This window comes from Njordella calcicola, from assembly GCF_056494125.1.
This window is the reverse complement of sequence record NZ_CM151396.1, coordinates 1,412,593-1,434,009: the sequence shown is the minus strand read 5'-3', so window position 1 is coordinate 1,434,009 and position 21,417 is coordinate 1,412,593. Positions and strand designations below refer to the sequence as shown.

Here is a 21,417-nt window from a genome sequence, read left to right as displayed (position 1 = left end):
CTCAGTCTATTGATTATTGATGAACAAAAGTTGCACGATAGCCTTTTGCGGCGATATAAAGGTTTCCTTGTTCATCGAAAACGTCAAAATCGAAATAAGCCATACGATCGTCCGATTTTACCAAACGGGCACAAGTGATAAGCCGTTTTCCCGGCCGCGGTTGCTGAATAAAAGCCAACTCCGCAAAACCTGTTGGAAGACAAACTTGCGGACAGACTTCATGCCAAGCCAGAATGCCGCACGCATAGAGAGCGGCGTCTAACAACGCACTGGGCGTACGCCAACCCCTAGCGTTGCGATGAAGTCCCGCTAACTCGACCAGGGATGGGGCGGTCATTTCGGCAAATATTTGCGATTGTTCCAGCCCGAAGCGTTGCATCAGTCGAAAGGGAGCCCCCGAATGAAAAGCATCCGTTTCAACCGAGAATTGAGGTCTGCACCAAACCAAATCATTGGGATAGATCGATTCGACTTCGCGGTGCTTCCATGCGTTGTTGATATAGCCGACGACTCCCTCGCACAACCGCTTCTCCTTCGTAACCAAATGCCCCTGTCGGTTCATCGTATCGCCGGTAATCGTAACCACCAAGCCACCATTCGAAGCCCCAGATGCGGCTAGAACCTGCAGTTTGTGCCTTTGATCGCAAAAACATTTGAACGGCGCATGGACGACAACATCCTTCATCACCAAACTCAACTCACTCAGACCATCGCTGGTGCGGCGGCGATTGGGCGGTCTATCAATCTTGTGCATTGGATGCCAATGCTCATACGCTGCCTCCGCCATCAACTCAATCTCGACTACGACCGGCAACAGCGGGTAGTTATTCAGACGATGCTCGATCAAAAATGGATCTTGAGTTGGTTGCAGGAAGGCACTGTAACTAGTTGCTCTCGACTGTCCTGCGGAAGTTCGCTCAGCGGGAGCTGCTGGTTCTAGCAGAGCGGGCGGTGAATACTCGCTCAAACCACCTGACTCGGCGGCCACAGTTTCGGCAGGATAGAAAGCGCGGTAATATCTGTCATCGGTAATCAACACTTCCGTCGCTGAAGATTCGCCTTCAAGCTCGCCAATCAGATGCCCCAGCCCTTCCTCAGCAGGCATAAACTGCATCCCGATACTTTCTAGCGCCAACTTCGTTTCGGGCTTGGTCGCCATTCCAATATCGCCCCAAGCATGCCAATGAAACCCGATCGACTTCACATGCGGTGCCACGGTACGCAACCAATCGCAGACCTTAAGTAATCCGTCATTGGCGGCTGAATAATCCGTGTGACCATTGGCTCCGAAACGACCACTGATGGAACCAAAGCCAATGAAGTATCGCAACTCGTTTCGATCGACTGCTTGCACAAGGTTCAGCGCGCCAGTGATTTTTGCATCGAAGCACTGCTTTACTTTCAACGGTTGCTTTCGATCAAATCGAGAGTCTTGACCAATCCCTGCGCCATGCAAGATCCCTCGGATCGGCCCTTGCTCGTTCTGAATCTTTTTAACGACATCATCGACCGCTTGCGCGTCAGCACAATCGCAAGCATGATACTGAACGTCAATTCCCAGGTCGCGAATCTTTTCTAGCGTCGCCTCGATCTCCATCGCTTTCTCGACATCTTGCCACACTTTAAGTGGATTGCGATTCCCGTAAGCCGCTGGGTTCTCGCGAGCTTGTTGCATGACCTGAAGCTTCAGAGATCGCAGGCCAGCTTCATCCAGTTCTTTCCATTGTTGGGGGATTGGAATCTGCGAAGTGACGCCGACCAAGTTCAATCGGATCTTATATCTTTCCGCCAGCGCTTGGGAGACAAACGATGTGATTCCTCGTGCGCCGCCAGTACAGATCCAGACGTCGCCAGCTTGAGGTCGGCTCGCGGTTGGGCGAGGCAGGGCCGATGGTACCGCTCGCACGACGAAACGCCCCTGATCGGTAACCCCAATCTCTGAGTCGTAACTGCCATAGCTGAGCTCTGTGAGGATCGCTTCCACGCTTGCTTGAGCACTCAACTGGGGCGCAAGATCAATCGACTTGAAGTTCAATCGTCTTTGACCAGCCATCCAGCATTCGATAATCAATGCCTTCAGGATTCCTCCAACTACGCCGCCTTCAATTGATCCTACCTGAGACTCAAAACCAAAGTCCCCTCCCAAGTTAGGTGTCACCACCAAGGAGCAATCTTGATAACAATCCGATTCGTCGACTAATTTGAACCATTGTTGACACAACCAAAAAACCGCGTCGATTGCGATCTTCGAACGATTCGGCCACCACTTGGGATGCATCTGTGGAGCGGCTTGTGCATCGTGCGGCGTCGTTACAAACAGATGAGGCAACGGCGAGTTTTGCCATTGGTCACTCAACTGCTGAACCCAATTGGAGGAATCTTGGTTCCGCAATCGAACGCACTCCACCCCCAACCAATTCAATTGCTTTTCCAACGCATCCGCAATGGTGTTTTCACCGACAATCACGGCGCGACCAAAGAACCGCGGGGAGCCAACGGATTCCTCGATCGGTTTGGCCAACATCCGCAATTGAAAACGCTGGGTGATAGATGGAGGCAAGACAGCAGGAAGGTCTTGCGGCACTAACGATTCATCCGCATGACCATCAATGCGAGGCTCTAACAACAGCATACCGGAGGCTGCTAACTGCCGTTTAATGCGAGCTTCGATATCGAAGCTATCGATGACGGCCAGTGCTTTGGCATGCTCATCGAAGCGATTAAGTAAGTTGAGCGTCTTGGACGCGGCATTCTCAGTTAGTTTGCTTTTGATGCCCTCTTTTTTTTTATGCGCAAGCGGTTGTTCGAAATGACTTTCAGTCGTACTGCTGCGCAGCGAAGCATCAGTCCCTTTCGCCATCACGTGATCGTCCGCAGTCCCAACAACGACCGCCGTGTCCGCATCATTCTCTACCTGTGAAACAATTGGCCGAGCGACTAAATGATTACTGATATCACGCAATGTACGGCTTTGCAAAAACGCTTGGCGATCTTCTTGAGACAATTCGATTGCAAACGAGGATCGAATTTCTCCGATTAGCTGAGCGAGCTTGATACTATCCAGTCCCAGGTCTGATTCAAACTCTGCATCCAAGTCAATCATCTCACGAGGATAGCCTGTATGCTCCACCACAAAATCAATCATGAACTCGTCGAGGACTGCAGCGTTGAGTTGTCCGCCGTCTTCGAAACTGGATTTGATATCGTTGGTACTGCTCAGTGACGCTTCTGCGTTTGCCAAGAGACCGTGGTCGGATAGCGTTCCGTTGATCTCGATTCCAGCAGCTTTCGGTTCAACAGCAGAAACACTTGCTTGTTCAAGACTACCAAGAATGACATCGCAGATTTCATGAATGGTCCGTACGACAACTTTCTGAAATTGGGTCACATCAAGGTTAAATGTTTGTCGCAACTCGCCAAACAACTGCGCTTGCTTGATGCTATCGATCCCGAGATCCGCTTCTAGATCCCAATGTGGTTCGATCATTTCCTGCGGGTAGCCAGTATGCTCGACGATAAAGTCGATAATGAATTGCTGAAGCGTTTCGCGGGTAATGCCGTCGGAGAACGCTTGAGCCGTCGGTGCCTCCGACAGCACTTGCGGGGTCGGAACGATGCTCGGCATCGTTTCCGTCACTACGGAATTTGGCACAGGTTTTTTGGCTGCTGAGTCAGACGCAACAGGAGCTTGTCCTGTAGAACCTATCCCAAAACTCTCAACGGTCTGGAAGCCCATTCTACTTCTCGGGTTTTGGGAAAGGCTCTTAGTAGATGTTTGCGTCAAAGCACTACTTCGCGACTTCATCTCCGCTCTTCGTGTGGTTGTCGCATCGATAACGACACGAGTGTTTTTGCCAGCAACCTTTTTGGAAAGTACACTCCCTGTCCTCGTCGGTGCAGAGCGAGGCAAGCCTTCCGACGGAACATCACCGACGTTCGCAGTCATTGTGATTTGGTCATAGTAAGCTTCCGCCGTCAAAGCCTGAATAGCAGGATTCATCGTTCGATGCATTTTCGTTAACACATCGCTGGGTCCCAGTTCCACAAAGCTAGACGCACCTAACGTGACCAGACGCTGAAAGTCGCGAACGTAATCGATCGGCGTGGTCAATTGATCGACCAAATTACGACGAATAACTTCTGGGTCGGAAGTAAACTGTCCCGTAACAGTACTTAGAATTGGGATCCGTGGTGGATACAACATTGCACTTGCCACGTAGTCGATCAACTCCCAACGAGCAGATTCTAGAATCGGGCTGTGATATGCCGCTGGAACGTTCAGGAGGACACTTCCAATTTTCTGCGTCTTGCAGGTTTGCTGTAAGGCATGCAAGTCTTCAAGCTTACCACCGACAACCGTTTGCATCGGCGTGTTGCGATGGGTAATTCGAAGCGTCGTCAGCTTTTGCTCGATCAGGCTGGAAACGGCAGTGCTTGCCGCCGCAATCGATAGCAGTCCGCTGCGCATGGCACCGGTTGCTCGTTGAACCGCAATGGCGCGAGCGTGAGCGAACCGAATCGCATCTTCGAGAGACCATGCCCTTGCAATAACGAGAGCTGCGACTTCGCCCAAGGAATGTCCAATGATCGCATCCAGTTTGAGCCCAATCTGCATCAAGCTCTCTGCATGAGCGATATTCGCGATCAGGACAGACGCCTGAACAGACCAAATTTGTTTCGCTGGATCGGGGTCTTGCGCTGTCAGCAAATCGTTAAAGCAGGGACTTTGCAGTTGCTTGAGGATCACGTTGGCTTGCGAGACGACGCTTTGAGCAACATCGGTCTGCATCGCTCGTTGAGACATTATGTCGTAAGATTGCGAACCTTGGCCGGGTATACAACCAACCGTCTGCAGACCAGCGAGCGGGCGAGTGTCATCAGAATGCGAAACAAGGAAAGAAGGCTTTGCGGGCATATCCAATTGGTTGTACTTCGTTGATGGACTAATCTTGATTTCCAATGCATTCGGTTTGGCCTGAGTATCTCTGGGGCCAATGGAAAAATGAATTGTTGAGCTCGTGTCGTCGCGATAGCTATTTTGCAAACTAAGTTCGTTTCGTTGAACGCCCGATACTTTATTTACAAGTGCAGCCGCTAAACCGATGAGCGATTCGGAGCCAGTAATACGTCCGATGCGACGTTCGAGTTGTTTAAGCTGGCGATCCGCATCGGACGGAGTTGTACTTGTGCGATTACCATGGAAGCGGACCTCATCGATCACGCCTAGGATGTTGCGTCCCTGCCGCCGCGCATCTGACAAGCGCTGCAGCGCTATGGTTACGACACCTTCGGCAGGATAAACGCTGTCATGGTTTTTTTGTTGGCCAGGCAAGCTGCCTTCGGCAAACATCCGCGAAAATGAATAATAGTCAATTGAAGAGGAGCCACTTGCGCACAGCATGGCATCCACGCAGCCACACCGTAGCATTTGCATGGCTACATTGAGTGCATGGGCAGATGATTTTTCGCCACCATCCAATGCAAACGCGCCGCCCATTAAGTTGTAGTGCTTCGTAATTCGCGATGCGAGCGTGCTGCTTGTGAAACTTCCTGTTTCATCCAGCAGCGCTGGCAAGTGCTGCAGCAACGATGTTTCGAAATCGGCAATCAACTGCTGCCGCTTGGCTGGCTCCAACTTTATACGCAACATCGCTTGATCAAATTCAGCGATGGCATTTTGCAGACGCAGGCCAATTTGCAAGCCGTGCGCAAACTCGCCTCCAAAGATCGTTCCAACTACAACGCCAACACGTTGCAGCAACTTACTGGAATCTAACCAAGAAGCGTTTTCCATCGCTTCGCCGGCCGCTTGCAACAACATAAACTGCAAAGGGTTCGCATTTTGAATCTGCTTGGGCGGGATCCGATTGCTTCGCCAGTCGAATTGGAAGTTATCGATATAACCGGCCTTGATGGATACCGATGATTTGCCGCTTGGATCGCTGAAGCTCATCGGCAACGCATCTGACCATCGCTTAGTAGGCGGCGACTGAATGTAAGCAGCCTGGCTGGCTAGCAACGATGTGAGCTGCCGTACCTGTAACGCTCCCGGCAGCACACAGCCAATGCCGACCACAGCGATCGGCTCTCGGTCGCTAACTATACTTACAGGCGAAGACCGGGGGGGGATGTATTGAATGTTAGAGGCGTGCTTGCTGCGGCTAAACTGTTCTACCACCAAATGTACGTTCAGTCCTCCGATGCCAAACGCATTGACCGCCGCTACTCTTGGGGCTTGGTCAGCGACCTTCCATGCTAAAGGAGCAGTTACCACTTGGAATGGCGTGTGCGACCAATCAATCTGTCGATTAGGTTTGCGGAAGTTAATGCTTGGCGGAATCTGCTCATGCTGCATGGCTAGGACCGACTTTAACAGCCCAGCCAAGCCCGCGCACTCTAAGGTATGACCCAAGTTCGATTTCACGGAACCCAACGGCAGTCGTTTACCAGGAACGGAGGCACGAAAAAGCTCCGACAGAGCGGCGGTTTCGGTGGCATCACCCACTTGAGTGCTAGTCGCATGCGCTTCAACATACTGAACACTCGCAAGATGTTCGACGTCTCGATACGCTCGACGCATCGATTCCAACTGACCTTCACGCCGAGGAGCCCACAGGCTTTTGCCTTTTCCATCCGATGCGATCCCCGCACCCGTAATCACTGCCTGGATCGAATCCTGGTCGCGAACCGCATCGGCCAATCGTTTTGCAATGAAGACGACAAACCCTTCGCTGCTGATCAGCCCGTCGGCGTCGTCATCGAACGGGCGCGAATCGGTTGCGCTGCATGATTTGGCTTGGGAAAACAAAATCAAGCTATCTGCTTTGTTGTAGCTCGCGCCACCGACAATAGCAGCATCGATCTGATTTTCATTCAGAGCCAATGCGGCCAAACAAAGTGCCACTGACGAAGATGCACAGGCGGATTCGATTACGATTTGAGGCCCTGAAGTACCAGTCACTTTCGATGCAAGTCGGGCGATGTCATTGACATCCCAGTTGAGCTTTTGGCCGGGTTTGCGATGCGGGCGTCCAGCATTCATGTTCTGCTGAAACATCAGCCGCAACTGCCCTTGTACTTCGTTTGGCAAGCAGTTGAATGACTCGCAGTCCTCTAAGTATGAAGCTGTGGCGGGTGACATGGTCGCGTAGACAAGCTCACCGGAGTCGACACCGCCGCTATGGCCAATGTAAATCCCACAGCGGTGCTCCTGAACCGCTGATGCCTTCTGAAATGGTTTCTGCCAAGCTGCCAACGCAACCCGCGCGAATTGCAAATGGCACTGGTCCCACCCAGCGAGTTCCGCCGCAGGTAAACCCAAGTCATCAGCCGAGACGGGGCGCCTGGCGGTCACTGCTCCCACATCGCTATAGGAGGTAGCTCGCCTAGTCTCGGTCGGATCAAAGAAACGTTGCCTTTGGATGACGCTTTCGGGCAGCGGTCCAACTGCAGATCGACCGCTGATGAGTAACTCCCAGAACTCAGCCAAACCTTCCGCTCCTGGCAAGCAGCATTCCATACTCACGATGGCGATCGGTTCGTTGATCAAGCCACCGCCGAACTGTGGCTGCTTCAATTGCATCGCATCTTCAAGCATCGGATGCCCCCCCCGAATGGCTAAATGCTGATGAAGTGTTCGCCTTGCCGGTTGCCTCGCCGTTTGCCGCAGCACCGTTTATCGTACGTCGGAACTCTTGGATCAGTGAGGTCAATGCATTGGCTATTTCAGGCACGGTCAACTGATTGGAGTGCAACAAGTCCATCCTGCTTGAATCTTGAACTGTCATTTTCCCTTCCAGCAGCGCGTCGAGGGCCCAAGCTGGAAGATGGATTTGTGCCGGGCTCGGCAACTGCGGTTGGTCCAAACACCAGATTCCACCGCCGGGACCAGCGACTGATAGTCTCAATTGGGACGGTGCAACGCCAGATGCGATTGCCATGCGGTCCAAGTAACCCGTGAATTGACATAGCACAGCGGACGCCGCGCTGGTCGCCCAGCCGGTTGTGTCGCAGAACTTACTTTGAACAGCAAAGCTGAACGCAGTCGTCAAGATTTCGAAGTCCATGTCGGGAGCTGGATTAACGCCGGGGACCGAATTGAGGTTAGAAACGTCAAAGGCCGGATCGTTTTGAAAATAGTTAGCGTATGCCCCCAAATGAAACTGAAATGCGTCTTTACCGTGGCTTTCCTGGCTCAGCAAAGTCGGAAGATTCTGCCATTGCGTAATATTCCGTTTCGACGCTTCGTAGATTGCACGGACTATTTCCGAGACACGAGCTGGCTTTTCGTTCGTTAGATGATAGATGCGTCCCCACTGGTCGGGCTGGTTTGCAATCTTGCAGATCGTGTCAGCGACCCAATCCACGGGCACCACATTGTTTTCTTCTTGCCCTCGCAGGCCAGCGTTATTCATCAAGGTTGGAGCATCCGCAAAATCGATCTCTCTGGCGAACCGCAAGCTGGAGTACAACGTGTGAAACGCGTTGGCCCAACCATCCCGATAGCGGCCAATGACAATGCTGGGCCGATAGATAGTTTTGGTCGTAAAGTTGGAGTTTAGTACCAGCCGTTCGGCCGCAGCCTTCGAATACTCGTAAGGATTACGAAACTCAGCAGAGCGTGCGGTGGGCTGCTCGTAGACCTTATCTGCCGAATGTCCGCAAACATACGCGGTGGAGACATGATGAAAGTGTTGAATGCCGATCCGTTGACACAACTGAATTAAGTCGGCGGTGCCGTTGATATTGCTGTAGAGCGGTTCCACGCCGTTTTGATCCAAGTCAAAACGTACACTGGCGGCACAATGCAGGACGTTAGTGTAACGACCACGCAGTCGATCCAAGTGCAAGGCGATCGAATCCTCGCCATCCTCCGTGTGCAGTCCAGTTTCCAAAATCTGCGGTCGGACCAAATATTGTTGCAGTTCGCGTTCCCAGAATTGCACGATCGCTTCGATACGCGCTGCGGCTGAAATCGGTCCACGACGTCTCGCTATCACACAGACATCCTGACCTTGGCGCAGCAGTTCCCTGAGCACAAATCGCCCAACCAGCCCCGTGCTGCCCGTCAGCAACCAACCGCCAGCGGTGGTATTTAAGCAGGGGTTTTGAGTGCGTGTTGCATCAGTTTTAAGTCGTCGGGAAGACGAGTTTTGAGAGAAATTTATCAAGGAATCTCAGGATGTCGAATTCGAATTGCTAGGAACGTAAGTATAGTTTAGCTCGCCACTTTGCGCTGACAACGAAATCTTAGGATTGTTCACTAATCGCAGGCGAGGGAGCTCGGACGGACGCTAGCCATGGCATTCAGTATGCCAATTGAAACAAGAATGAAATCGATTTTTTTGCGACTCGCCCAGTTATGGCTTGAACAACGGTCGCCAAAGCAAGTTCTATAAACTACTCTTTAGCTCTTAGGCTATTGTGGCTGGGAAAAATAAACGTCACACCCAGAAGAGAAGCCGATTCGATTGCCAAGATAACAATTATTTTTATTCCCGACCGTCGCATTTTGGTTCAATTCCAAAATACACATTCCAACTTTTATTGAGATTCCTCGCGTTTCATGCAAATCGTAGAGCTTTTTACTCAGGTCGACAAACATCTAATCGAGGTCGCCGGCTGGATGGGCCCTTGGCTCTATGCCTTGTTATTTGCGATCATCTTTTGTGAGACGGGGCTGGTAGTGACCCCATTTCTCCCGGGGGATTCCTTGCTTTTTGCGGTTGGCGCCTTGGTCGCTTTACCCGATTCTCCCGTCTCTCTTCAGTTGCTCATTCCGCTGCTAATTGTGGCTGCGGTGGTCGGAGATGGCGTTAACTATCTTGCAGGTCGGATCATTGGACCTCGCGTGTTTCGGGCAGAGTCTTCTTGGCTGTTCAATCGCAAGCATCTCGATCGCGCCCAGGCATTTTACGAGCGATACGGAGGCAAGACGATTATCCTTGCCAGATTCGTGCCGATAGTGCGAACGTTCGCCCCCTTTGTGGCTGGCGTTGGGAAAATGAATTACGGTAAGTTCTGGATCTACAATTTTGTCGGTGCGGTAGCCTGGGTCGTCTTGTGCGTGCTCGCTGGCTATGCGTTTGGCAACATCCCCTTTGTCAAGAAAAATTTCGAACTGGTAATATTGGGCATTATCGCATTCAGCGTCCTTCCGATTGTTTATGAAGCATTTCGAGAATGGCGCCGCAAAAAATACACGCCCGAGAATATGGCTTCCTAGGGATTGAACAGGCACAGCATGAAAGAGTTCAAACAGCAAACGATCGATGCCGCTCTTTTGGAAGACCTGGAGCTGATTGTTCGCCTTGCGATCCGCGAAGACTTAGATCGACTGGTAGACCTTACGACGGCCGCGCTGGTACCTCACGGGATGCAAGGTAAGGCCGCGATCGTATCCCGAGTGGCAGGAGTAGCGGCCGGTTTCAACTTGATAGAACCTATTCTGAATGAGTTCGATTGCTCGGTTCAATGCGAAGTGTTGGTCGGTGACAGCCAACTGTTTGAAGCCCGTACGACTCTCGCCACGCTTGAGGGCTCCACGCGAGACCTGCTGACCGTGGAACGAACGCTGCTGAACATCCTCGGCAAGATGTGTGGTATTGCCAGTTGGACCCAGCGATTTGTCAAACGCGTCGAGCACACGGCGACTCGAGTCTACGATACGCGGAAAACCACACCTGGTTGGCGAAGACTGGAGAAGTACGCGGTACGTTGCGGCGGCGGCTTTACACATCGTTCGGGATTGTACGACGCGGTGTTGATCAAGGATAATCACTTGGCTGCAAACGCAGATAAATTTGGCCAGCCATTGGACACTTTCGCGGCGATCCAAAAAGCTCGTGCGTATCTGGCTGGCAGCGGCACTCCTAATTTCGAAAACGTTATTGTGGAAATCGAAATTGATCAGGTAGAACAACTGGAGAACGCTCTACGCGGAAATGCCGATATCGTTTTACTGGATAACATGTCGCTGGCAGAACTACGATATTGCGTTGGTCTAAGAAACAACCGGAATCCTCAAGTGCAATTGGAAGCTTCCGGGGGAGTCAACTTGGATACCATTGGTGGGATCGCTGAGACAGGCGTCGATCGCATCAGCGTTGGTGCTCTAACTCATTCCGCAGTGAATCTAGACTTGGGGCTCGACTGGTTATAACCCCAAGCTTCGAACATGACTTCGAACATGACAAAGACAGGTCGGTTATCACAGGAACGATAGAATCGAAGGACGAAGGTGGAACCTAGATGGCAACTAAAACCACGAATCATCGGGACTATACTTTTCGTGGTTTAACTCAATCGCTATGCCCGACTTGCCTGCATGTGGTACCAGCCAAAATCATCGTTCGGCGGGGACGAGTGTACTTTCTAAAGGAATGCCCAACCCACGGCACTCGAGAAGATTTTATCTGCAGCGACGTGCGTTGGTTCGATCGCTTCGAAAATGCCCAACCAGCGAAATTACCCAAGCACACAAGAGCTCAATCGAATCGCGGTTGCCCTTTGGATTGCGGTTTGTGTGACAAGCATGAACAACATACGTGTGTGGCTGTTGTTGAGATTACCGACGCCTGCAATCTGGCGTGTTCGATGTGCTATGCCAACAGTCGCCCTGGCTTGAAGCATAAGTCGTTGGAGCAAGTGAAAGCAGCGATCGACGCGTTGGTCGCATCGGAAGGTCGACCGGAAGTAATGCAGCTTTCCGGTGGCGAGCCTACGATACATCCTCAACTGTTCGAAATCTTGGATTATGCCTTAGCACAACCCATTGACTTCATCATGATCAACACCAACGGAATTCGGCTGGCGTCGGATGATCGACTGATTGCGAAAATCGCTGAGAATCGCCGGCGAATTGAGCTGTATTTCCAGTTCGATGGCTTTGATGATGAAATCTATCGGCGTTTGCGAGGCGAGGACTTGTTGGCGACCAAATGCAAGGCACTTGAGCGGATCGGTGCGGCAGAGATTCATGCGACGCTCGTCACAACATTGCAAACGGACGTTAACGACCAAGAGTTAGGTAAGCTGATTGCTTTCGCAGCAGAACGTCCGTGGATTACGGGATTGTCGCTGCAGCCAGCAACTTACAGCGGACGGCACGAATTGCCCGATGTACTCGAGCGACGCATCACCTTCCCCGACGTAATCAACGGATTGTGCGAGCAGACAAGCGGTCAGTTTACCCAAGCCGATTTTTTCCCACTGCCATGCGCACACCCTAATTGCCATATCTTGTCGCTGGCGACGCGTCATGAAGGCCGGTTTGTACCATTGTCTCAGCTCTTTGATATGGCCAATCATTTAGACTTGCTGGCCAATGGACTTGCTTTCACTCGCGAGCAAGGCATTCAACTTGTTTCGCAATACTTGGCTCGTCAAAGCTGTTGTGGTCCTGGCGGTTGTGGCCCCACGAATGATACTTCCTTAGCTGCTGACGAATTGGTGCAGTTGCAAACAGCTTCGCGGAATACCGTTTTGCAACCCGTGAATCAAGCCTCTCGCCAGGAGCAATTGGCAGTGCAATTTGTGCAGCGAGTCCTAGCAGGCCAAGCGGGGGCCCGCGATCTTTTCCGGATCACCATCACTTCTTTCTTGGACGTTTATAATTTCGACGTTCGCCGCGTCATGCAGTGTTGTACGCATCACGTATTGCCATCGGGACACATCATTCCGTTTTGCGCTTACAACGTTCTGTACCGTGATGGACATGTCGCTTTACCGGAACTTGCTGAACAACTTGCAGAGCCCGCGAGGTTGCCACCATGAATGCAGAACCAGGATCAGACCAGCCGGATGTTACAGGCGTAAGCAACCCCTATGCAGTCGGTTCGAATCCATACCAAGCAACTGGCCCCCATCCATCGCAGATGACCTTCAGCCAAACTAGACGCGTCTATCCGACGGAGTTCTGGATTTTGTGGGTGGTGTTGATAAGCGTGCTTTTTTTGATGTCCTTTATGGGTGCCCACGTGTTCGCGTTTTTCGGATTCATGGCTGCTCTCAGCGGTTTTATCCGCAGCGTTGCGTTCAGCCGAAAGCAGTATTACAGCGGTTTTACCGACGAACAAATTCGCTGTCCACCATTTCATAGCCAAGGCACGATGGCTCAACACTTCCTGCTCTCACTGTTCCTTGGCGTGGTGATAGCGATCGCAACGTGCGTCTGTTTCGTTATCTGCTGTGTTCCCAGTGCTATTGCCATCAGTGAGATTGACAGCCCCTTGGTTTGGATCGCGTTTGTTCTGAGCGGCGGCGTTTCCATTGGTTCTGGAATAGCGCTTTCGATTTGGAGCGCAGGGAGCCCAAGAATATTGAACCACGAACACTTCTCGCCGCCCAAGCCACCAGGTGCAGCCTAGCAGTCAGAAAGCAGCACAAGAAGGACAAAGCGACCTATCCGCAACTTGATAATCGTGGTTTTCTGCCTGAGGCATCAGCCGCGATATCTAGCCAGAAACTCGCCGGGCGGAGTAATTTCATCGTAGGCTCGCATGCGGTTCTTAAGCAATCGTCTTCGCCAAACTTTCAGCACGGTGTTCGAGAAGACATCGTGCGCTAGCAGAAAATCGTGGTCTGCAGCTAGCCGAGCGACGGCTCGTTCCAGGGTCATTGGCAGACGTAGATTCGGTTTCGACGATCGCTCGGCCCCTGACACAAGACTGCCGGATTCATCCAATTGCATGTTCTCTTCCAAACCATTCAAGGCCGACATCAGAATCACTGCGATAGCCAAGTACGGATTGCAAGTCTGATCGCAAACGCCCAGTTCGATTGTGCGGTCAATCAATTGGCTGGTGGAAGCCAGGACGCTGACGAACGGATGGATCGCAGTTTTTGATTTGGAGTCGCCATTGTGTTTCGCATTATGTTGTATCCGGCGATAGCTGGTTTCGGTGGGATTCGTGAATGCCATAGCGGCTCCCATATGACGCAGTAAACCGGCCGTGATCGAAACGCCTTTGTCGGACAGGCCGAACTGCTTCGAACCCGAAACGATCGATTCATTTGACTTGAGCGCACTGATGCGAAGATCCCAGCCCAACATGGGGTCCTTGGCACTGATCGCCGGCAAGAAACAAGCGATCAGTCCATATTTTGCGGCGGTCACTCGAATGATCTCACAAGCCAGCAAGTGAATGTCAGCAGCGCGAACCGGCTCGACCGGTGCCAGTTGAAAGCGACAATGCCCAATCGTAGTTCCGGAGTTGTTAGCGTACTCAACTTCAATTCCAACGTCAGCTAGATGTTGGAGCACTTCGCCGCAGTAGGTCGCTACATCATTGACTGGTAGCCCCTCTGGCCAGACCTTCGCTGCGGGTTCGATGAAATTCGCTTTGCCTCCATCTGACTTTGAGGGGTCTAGCGCGAATCCCAAGACGTTGTCATCGGCCAGCGGCTGGATCCGTAACTCCGAGCTGCGGTCGGCTTGTTTGCAATCAAGCGATTGCAGTAGGAGAACTTCGCACGTCTGGCCGATCAAGACCTTATCGCACAGGCCGGTCGACTTCCAAGCTTCGTTAGCTCGCTGCAAAATGCCTCTGGGATCAAAGTCATCGTCGCGCCGAGTAACCACATCTTGAATTTCGGCCAAGAGCACCAAAGTTGTCTGCGAACGAAAGGGAGCTAGATAAGCGGTATCGGCAAGCGGAACCAAGGCGGCGTTTTGGGAAGCATACGTATCGTTCTGCGAAGCGGTGAAGGGGAGGCCGACTTCGAACAGTTCTTCCGACAAACGATCGGCGGGAATATGAAATCGCTCCGTTTGACCGTTCAAGCACATGTATCGTACTTCAACGCATCTTACGCCTTTTTCGCGGCATAGTGCCATCAGAGTGCGTGGCGTCACAGATTGTCTCCAAACCGCTGTCAAAAGGTTACTGAGTAAATGAGAACACAAGCCGCTTTGATGTAGCTTGAGTTCGAATGATCGATTCGGATATTTTAGCTGACAAACGCAATTCCTTCGACTGGTACTTTTTGCAGATCTTGATCGGAACTTGCGAAACGGGGGATTTTTTCTCCAGTGACCTGCCGAATTTGCCGAACTTAACTGATAAGCGGACACTCTGAACGAAACGATCGCAGCAGAACCTGGGAATCATCACCAAAATGCACTATACGCAATACTGGCGAATTACGCATTCACCATTCGTGGTCTCCAGCCGCTCGCGTATGTACGAGGGCGGCACGGTCGAAGAAGCGATCGCGAGGGTTCGTTTCGTAGTAAAAAACCACGGCGCCTTCGGTCTGCTGGTTGGCCCGTCCCTAGTTGGCAAATCGGTATTGCTCCGCAGCCTGGCAAATCAATTCAGTTGGTCTTCCACTTCTACCCGTGTGGTCTATTTGTCGCTCCTGGGACTCGATTTGGACTCGATGCTCAGTACGCTAATCGAGCGACTTTCGGTCAGCGAGACGCTGCTGCAGAACACCATCTCGATGACTCGCGAGCGTCGCTGGACATTGCTGGAAGACGCGCTGCGTGGTGTGGCGGCCACGAAAAAGCATGTGACTCTGTTTATTGATGACTCCCACCATGGCTCGGGCGATATTTATTCGATCGTACGACGCATCACAGGTAGCCTAGTGCCGGTAACTTGTGTACTTGGAGTTACGGAAGATCGAATTTTGGATCTACCACACGGACTAATTGACCGCTGCCAGTTGCGAATCAATTTACCAGCCTGGGATTTGGGTCAGACGGCTGATTACTTTGAATTTTGCATGGATCGCTGCAAAGGCCGCGATAGTATTTTTGAAGCTCAAGCGATTACCCGCATACAAGAACTTGCCGACGGTCTACCCTACAGGATAAATTACCTAGCAGATTTGAGCCTAGTCGCAGGTGCTTTACGCCGCGTCGACCGGGTTTCCTCAGAATTGGTGGATGATGTTGCCAGCGAGCTATCCATGCACGTTGGCCAGCCAGATTTAGAGATGGCAAGTTTCGATCCCAGTGAACCTGTTTGAGAACTTCGCGGTCTGTACTGAAACCGATGGCCGATTTAGCAAAATCGGCATTGCATCAGTCTAAAGTTCGAAACATTATAAGAGACAGTGACGTACTGGCTGTAAGCCGAGGACGCCACTGTAAAGGTTTTGCGGATGTTAGCCAACTACTCAACAGAGATCACGCGGATGAATTCGCATGATTCACAAATCGATGTCGTTTTCTCTTACGCTCAAGCGAGCGCTATGCTGCCGTTGTTGCGCCTGATCGTGGCGGACATTTCCCTGGCACACCGCGACCTTACCGACCGCAAAATCCAAATGCACCGGATTGCACGACAACGCGAAAGTCGGAAGTCTCGTGTCGATAAATACTTCCTTGACGAAATCGAAGTCACCCGCGAAGACCTCAAGATTGAAGAAGCTCAATTGCAGGAACTGATCCTCGAACTGGAAGCACTAGGCGTAATCCTGCAGTCCGCACATGATGGAATTGTCGCTTTCCCGGCACTGATCGACGATCGACCAGCTTACTACTGCTGGAAAATGGGCGAGGCACAGATCACGTCTTGGCACGCACCAGGCGAAACTTATGCGGACCGGAAACAACTTGAGATTGATCCCGAGTCTGGATTAATCTAGTCCCAACGTAACTGCGACAAACGCAACCTTGAAACCCGGGTTGCGTTTTCTACTTGAACACGGTCTTCATAAATAGCTATACTAAACACAGGTATGGCCATCTGACGAACTCCGCCTCGCAATGCGAGTTCAACCGCGTTCCGCTGGCCGACCGATTTTATTGCCCTCGGACTCAAGTTTTTGCAGCACTGGAGTTCGAACTCCTCGAGGTACGCCGTGGACACAGTCATTTTTGATGGAAAGTGCAACTTTTGCACGCATGGCGTAAAGACTCTCGCTCGATTGGACCTCCTCAAGTCGCTGGAGTTTGTGTCGCTTCACAGTTCCAGCGTTGCTGAAAAGTATCCGGACCTGACGTTCGATATGCTGATGGAACAAATGTGGGTCGTAAGTGCGAGCGGCCACCGATACGGAGGCGCTGATGCAGTCCGATATCTGACTCGCCGATTGCCGCTGTTGTATCCGTTCGCCCCTTTGCTCCACCTTCCAGGAACACGAAGTTTTTGGCGGTGGGCGTATCAAAAGGTAGCCGAGCGACGATACCGCCTTGCGGGAGAGAACTGCGACGAAGGCGGCACCTGCTCGCTCCATTCACGCGTCAAAACTAAAGCTAACTCCGTCGCAAAGTGAAGAATGGCTAGACACGGCAGTCCCACTTCTTGGCTATCTCGCTTTCGCTTCCGATGCGGCAACTACTCGCGCTGCACACTTTTTTTCGTAGCGATCAGCTTGATTACAAGTGCTTCGCTGCCGCTACCCGCGCAAACTGCTGACCGAGATATTGTTGCGGCCGATCGAGCGTCTGCTTTCGGTTATCATTCCAGCAAAGCCACTTTGGATCAGCTCATCGATCGTTTGACTGATGCAAATGATTTCGATTCCGCGATCTTGATTCTGGAAAGACGTCTTGCCAGTCCATCGACCGATTTGCGGCTATCGATTCAACGCGCTATGCTATTGATTCGAACACAGATGCTGAAGCAGCTTTCGCAAGCGACATTTACAGCGGATTCTTATGCGTCGGACCGGCAGCGTTTGGCCACCGCAGCGAAATCAGCCATGGCGGCAATCCAATCGAATCTTAACCTTCCTGATTCATCGTTGCCGTCCGCTCCTGACATTGAACTGTATACCGAGTTCGCTTTGCAAAAAGGAAACTCAGAACAAGCTCGACTCTTTGTTGCCGCAAGCCTGGCGACCGTGGGCAACCAACGACTTCATGAGACTGCCGTCAGATCCATTTTGGATACGACGGATGCTTTAAATGATTTGCAACGCCATGCAGAAGCCCGAGTTTCCAGTTTGTCGGGGAAACCAACCTCCATATCTCTACAAACCTGGATCAACGAGCATTACCGATTGATTAATGAAATCCTGCTTTTAAAAGTCGATCTGCAGGCGATGCAGCTAGACCATACGATGGGGGGCAACGAAGCAGATCGAATCGCGGCGGCTACCAATCTGAAAACCGAGATCGACCGAGTGACTAGCACACTGGGAAGCGAAGCGTCGGAGAGTCCACGCTTGAACTTGCTGCGTGCCAAGAGTTTGTCGGCATTGGGCGAAACCGATGCTGCACTGACATTGTTGGAAGCCGACCTGTCGCGTTCGCTCAGTGGTTCGTTGCGCGATCAGAATCGACTGTTGGCAGTCGATGTGCTCTTACGATCCAATGTGGCCCAAGCAACCGATCAGGCGCGTGCAATCTTAATGGAGATGTTACTGGTCGCCGACCCGATTCCCCCCGAGCTGGCCTTTGCTGTTTTCCGTTACAACTTGCAGCAAGTTTCTGATGCGGCATCCTCAAACACTGTTGGCGAACTTAATGCGTTGGACAACGCGGACAAATTGGCCGCGTCAATGACCGTTAGGAATTCAATGGCCGAGCTGTTGAAGCTCAAAGAGGCCGTGGGGAAAAAATATGGTAAGTATTGGAGATTGCGTGCTGAAGCGCTGCTGCTCAACAACCGTTCATCGCTCGCTGCGACCAATGACACCTCCAGTGCAAGCCTAGAATTGCTGGATGCGCAAGTACAACAGGACTTACTAGCGGGACGTGTGGCAGAAGCTGTTCAACGTTTGCAGAGTATCGAACAACAAGCCCTCCAAACTCAGCAGTTGGGAAAAGCGTTTTTGACCGCGCGCCAACGCAATGCGCTACTATACAACCTGCTGCGCAAGCAAGAGGCGGTTGCAGTCAATCAACAAACGATCATGGCTAGATTGCGAATCGCAGAGAACTGTCGAGACACGGCCGTGAAGTATGCCACGGAACCCGACGCGCCCAAAGAACTTTTACAAGCTGTCCAAATCGCACGCGATGCAATCGGCCAGGACGCGACTCTCAATGCGTCAGCTCACCAATTGATTCTTGAGTTTGCAGCATTGACTGGCGAGCCTATCTCCGATGTCACCGCTGTCCGCCAAATCCTTGCTATTGCCGAGCCGATATTAATAGCACAACGCGATTTCGCAAGTGGAGTTCGATTGTGGGAACTGCAAGCAACCGGGGCTAACGACGACAAGATTGGCCTCGATCACGCTTGGCATGAGGAGATCCGTCGCCATCGTTCAGTGCTCGTTGCACTTGGTTTGCTGTCGTCAAACTTGCAAAAGATTGAATACGTCTCAACTCATACTTCTCAGTTGCACAGGGACTTTCAGCGAGACGATCAGATGCTGTACGATCTATGCCGCAGCACTTATTGGTCAGATTTAATCGAGACCGATGGGGCTTCGCACAATATCCCAAGCGATACTTCCAACGACCATGCGTCTGAGCCTCTTTCGGTTAAGCAAGGAGCTTCGCAGCCCCACAGTGCGTTGCCATGGCTGGTTGCAACTAGAGATCAAGTCGTAGGTGTCCAGCAACGCACAATCTCAGCGGAATCAAGCGACGACAGTCCCTCCGATACGCTGCCAATACTCGAGAGAATGCTGCAATGTCAGATCATGCTCCGAAGAACCACTCGCAGCTATCTCAATAGTGGAACCCCTAGTCCGGCGAACACACTCGAATCGCTGGATCAGCGGACCCAAGAATATGACTTGCTTTCAAGATCGAGCCCGACGCATCAACTAGCGGCGGAGGTCTTACGCGATACGATGGTTTTAGACCGAGCACAATTGATGATGCTCCAGGGCGACTGGGCAGCAGGACTTGCCCTATGGAAAGAACACGTCAATGGGCAACAAAGCAAGCAGAATTTGCTCTGGTTAGGACGGCTGTTGACTGCCGCAGAACCAGAGCGACAACGCGAAGCGGTCAATCTACTGACTCGTTTGGTAAACCGAGAAAAGATAGGGACTGCGGATTGGTATCGGATCAAGGCAGACTGGTTGCTGGCAATCTCTAGATCGGCGGGAAACAATAAAGCTTCAGAGGAATTAACTGTTTTAAAAACGTTGTACCCACAAACACCAGTAGCATGGATTAAAGCAGTCGAACAAGCGATTGCGCAATAAATCGTTTAGTTGAAAACACTCTTGCTGGCTGTATGAGCGGGTTGTGTCATTCTGCAAGGCGGCGGTATTTGGTATCATGCTGGAAACAACCCTGGTCCACCATTCATTTACGCAGATAGTAAGCCATGAAGCTTGGAGTTTTAAAGGAAAGCAAAGAAGGGGAGTTTCGAGTTGCAGTCACCCCCAATAGCGTTTCAGCTTTGATCAAGACCGGTCTGGAAGTTGTCGTTGAGCACGGAGCAGGGCAGGCGGCTGGTTTTTTAGACCAGCATTATCAAGAAAAATCGGCCACGGTCGCTTCCCGCGAAGCCGTTTTATCTTGCGAAATGATTGCCTGCGTTCGCGCTGCTGGAGCCAATCGCGATGGTGATGCTGACTTCGTAAATCAGTTAAAACAAAATCAGATTGTGATTGGCACTTGTGATCCGTTGGGGGAACCTACGGCAATTGACCGTTGGGCAAAATCTGGTGTTACCTTGTTCTCGCTAGAAATGATTCCGCGAATCACGCGAGCTCAAAGCATGGATGTTCTGTCGAGCCAAGCAACCATCGCAGGTTATCGCGCCGTGCTGCTAGCGGCGATCCACTGCAAAAAAATGTTCCCTATGATGATGACCGCAGCGGGTACGTTGACTGCAGCGAAGGTCTTTGTGATCGGGGCCGGCGTGGCGGGCCTTCAAGCGATTGCCACGGCGAAAAGACTAGGGGCCATTGTCCATGCCTATGACGTCCGGCCCGCTGTTAAAGAACAAGTGGAAAGTCTCGGCGGTAAATTTGTCGAGTTGCCGTTGGAAGCATCCAATGCGGAGGACAAGGGCGGCTATGCCAAAGCGATGGACGATGATTTCTATCGCAAGCAACAAGCATTGATGGCCGATGTCGTTGCCCAAAGCGATATTGTTATCAGCACCGCTGCTATTCCTGGCAAGAAATCGCCCGTACTGATCACGGCTCAAGCGGTGGAACGTATGGCGGCTGGAGGCGTGATCATCGATCTAGCCGCCGAGCGGGGAGGCAATTGCGAATTGACTCAAGCGGATCAAGTCCAACAGGTGCATGGCGTGACGATCTTTGGCCCAACCAACATTTCGGCCGAAGTGCCTTATGATGCGAGCTCCATGTTCTCGCACAACGTGACTAAGTTTATTCAAAACATGTTCAAAAAAGGCGAGCTCGTACTCAATCGCGATGACGAAATCATTCGCGATTGCATGATGACAAACGCTGGTGAAGTCGTATCATCGCGAGTGCTTGATTTGTTGGGACGCAAAGTAATCACTGAATAAGTGGGCGAAGTGCTTTCGCTTTTCACTGTGGACTAATCGTAAAATCGACTATGTGTGAAGGAGTTTTTGA

Annotated in this window: 12 protein-coding genes; 9 read left to right on the top strand and 3 right to left on the bottom strand. The window is 51.7% G+C overall.

All coding sequences use genetic code 11. The features are described from left to right. Nucleotides 1-13: 13 nt before the first annotated feature. A complete protein-coding gene (locus SH302x_RS05390) occupies nt 14-7,597 on the bottom strand; it encodes an SDR family NAD(P)-dependent oxidoreductase (protein WP_479367705.1) in 7,584 nt (2,527 codons plus the stop codon). Next, nucleotides 7,590-9,170, bottom strand: coding sequence for an SDR family oxidoreductase (locus SH302x_RS05385; protein ID WP_479367704.1), 1,581 nt, complete (start codon nt 9,168-9,170; stop codon nt 7,590-7,592). The genes SH302x_RS05390 and SH302x_RS05385 overlap by 8 nt, the downstream gene beginning before the upstream one ends. A gap of 395 nt (nt 9,171-9,565) precedes the next feature. Here SH302x_RS05385 and SH302x_RS05380 point away from each other — a divergent pair, with 395 nt between their 5' ends. The 4 genes from SH302x_RS05380 (at nt 9,566) to SH302x_RS05365 (ending at nt 13,367) form a co-directional block, all read left to right on the top strand. Next, on the top strand, nt 9,566-10,225 hold the full coding sequence (locus SH302x_RS05380; RefSeq protein ID WP_479367703.1) for a DedA family protein: 660 nt from the start codon (nt 9,566-9,568) through the stop codon (nt 10,223-10,225). 18 nt (nt 10,226-10,243) lie between these two features. Next, the gene (gene nadC / locus SH302x_RS05375; protein WP_479367702.1) at nt 10,244-11,161 is read left to right on the top strand and encodes a carboxylating nicotinate-nucleotide diphosphorylase; all 918 of its coding nucleotides are present in this window, start codon (nt 10,244-10,246) and stop codon (nt 11,159-11,161) included. 89 nt (nt 11,162-11,250) lie between these two features. After that, on the top strand, nt 11,251-12,774 hold the full coding sequence (locus SH302x_RS05370; RefSeq protein ID WP_479367701.1) for a radical SAM protein: 1,524 nt from the start codon (nt 11,251-11,253) through the stop codon (nt 12,772-12,774). Further along, on the top strand, nt 12,771-13,367 hold the full coding sequence (locus SH302x_RS05365; RefSeq protein WP_479367700.1) for a hypothetical protein: 597 nt from the start codon (nt 12,771-12,773) through the stop codon (nt 13,365-13,367). The genes SH302x_RS05370 and SH302x_RS05365 overlap by 4 nt, the downstream gene beginning before the upstream one ends. A 74-nt stretch (nt 13,368-13,441) precedes the next feature. Here SH302x_RS05365 and SH302x_RS05360 read toward each other — a convergent pair whose 3' ends face one another. Next, a complete protein-coding gene (locus SH302x_RS05360) occupies nt 13,442-14,854 on the bottom strand; it encodes a type I glutamate--ammonia ligase (protein ID WP_479367699.1) in 1,413 nt (470 codons plus the stop codon). 263 nt (nt 14,855-15,117) lie between these two features. Here SH302x_RS05360 and SH302x_RS05355 point away from each other — a divergent pair, with 263 nt between their 5' ends. The 5 genes from SH302x_RS05355 (at nt 15,118) to SH302x_RS05335 (ending at nt 21,347) form a co-directional block, all read left to right on the top strand. Beyond that, entirely contained in the window at nt 15,118-15,975 is an 858-nt protein-coding gene (locus SH302x_RS05355) for an ExeA family protein (RefSeq protein WP_479367698.1), read from the top strand. A 135-nt stretch (nt 15,976-16,110) separates the two neighbouring features. Continuing rightward, on the top strand, nt 16,111-16,596 hold the full coding sequence (locus tag SH302x_RS05350) for a DUF2203 domain-containing protein (protein WP_479367697.1): 486 nt from the start codon (nt 16,111-16,113) through the stop codon (nt 16,594-16,596). Nucleotides 16,597-16,812: 216 nt separating this feature from the next. After that, nucleotides 16,813-17,226 (top strand): thiol-disulfide oxidoreductase DCC family protein, encoded by a 414-nt coding sequence (locus SH302x_RS05345; RefSeq protein WP_479367696.1) that lies wholly within the window; start codon nt 16,813-16,815, stop codon nt 17,224-17,226. A 3-nt stretch (nt 17,227-17,229) separates the two neighbouring features. Continuing rightward, the gene (locus SH302x_RS05340) at nt 17,230-20,061 is read left to right on the top strand and encodes a hypothetical protein (protein WP_479367695.1); all 2,832 of its coding nucleotides are present in this window, start codon (nt 17,230-17,232) and stop codon (nt 20,059-20,061) included. A 125-nt stretch (nt 20,062-20,186) separates the two neighbouring features. Beyond that, on the top strand, nt 20,187-21,347 hold the full coding sequence (locus SH302x_RS05335) for a Re/Si-specific NAD(P)(+) transhydrogenase subunit alpha (protein WP_479367694.1): 1,161 nt from the start codon (nt 20,187-20,189) through the stop codon (nt 21,345-21,347). Nucleotides 21,348-21,417: the final 70 nt, after the last annotated feature.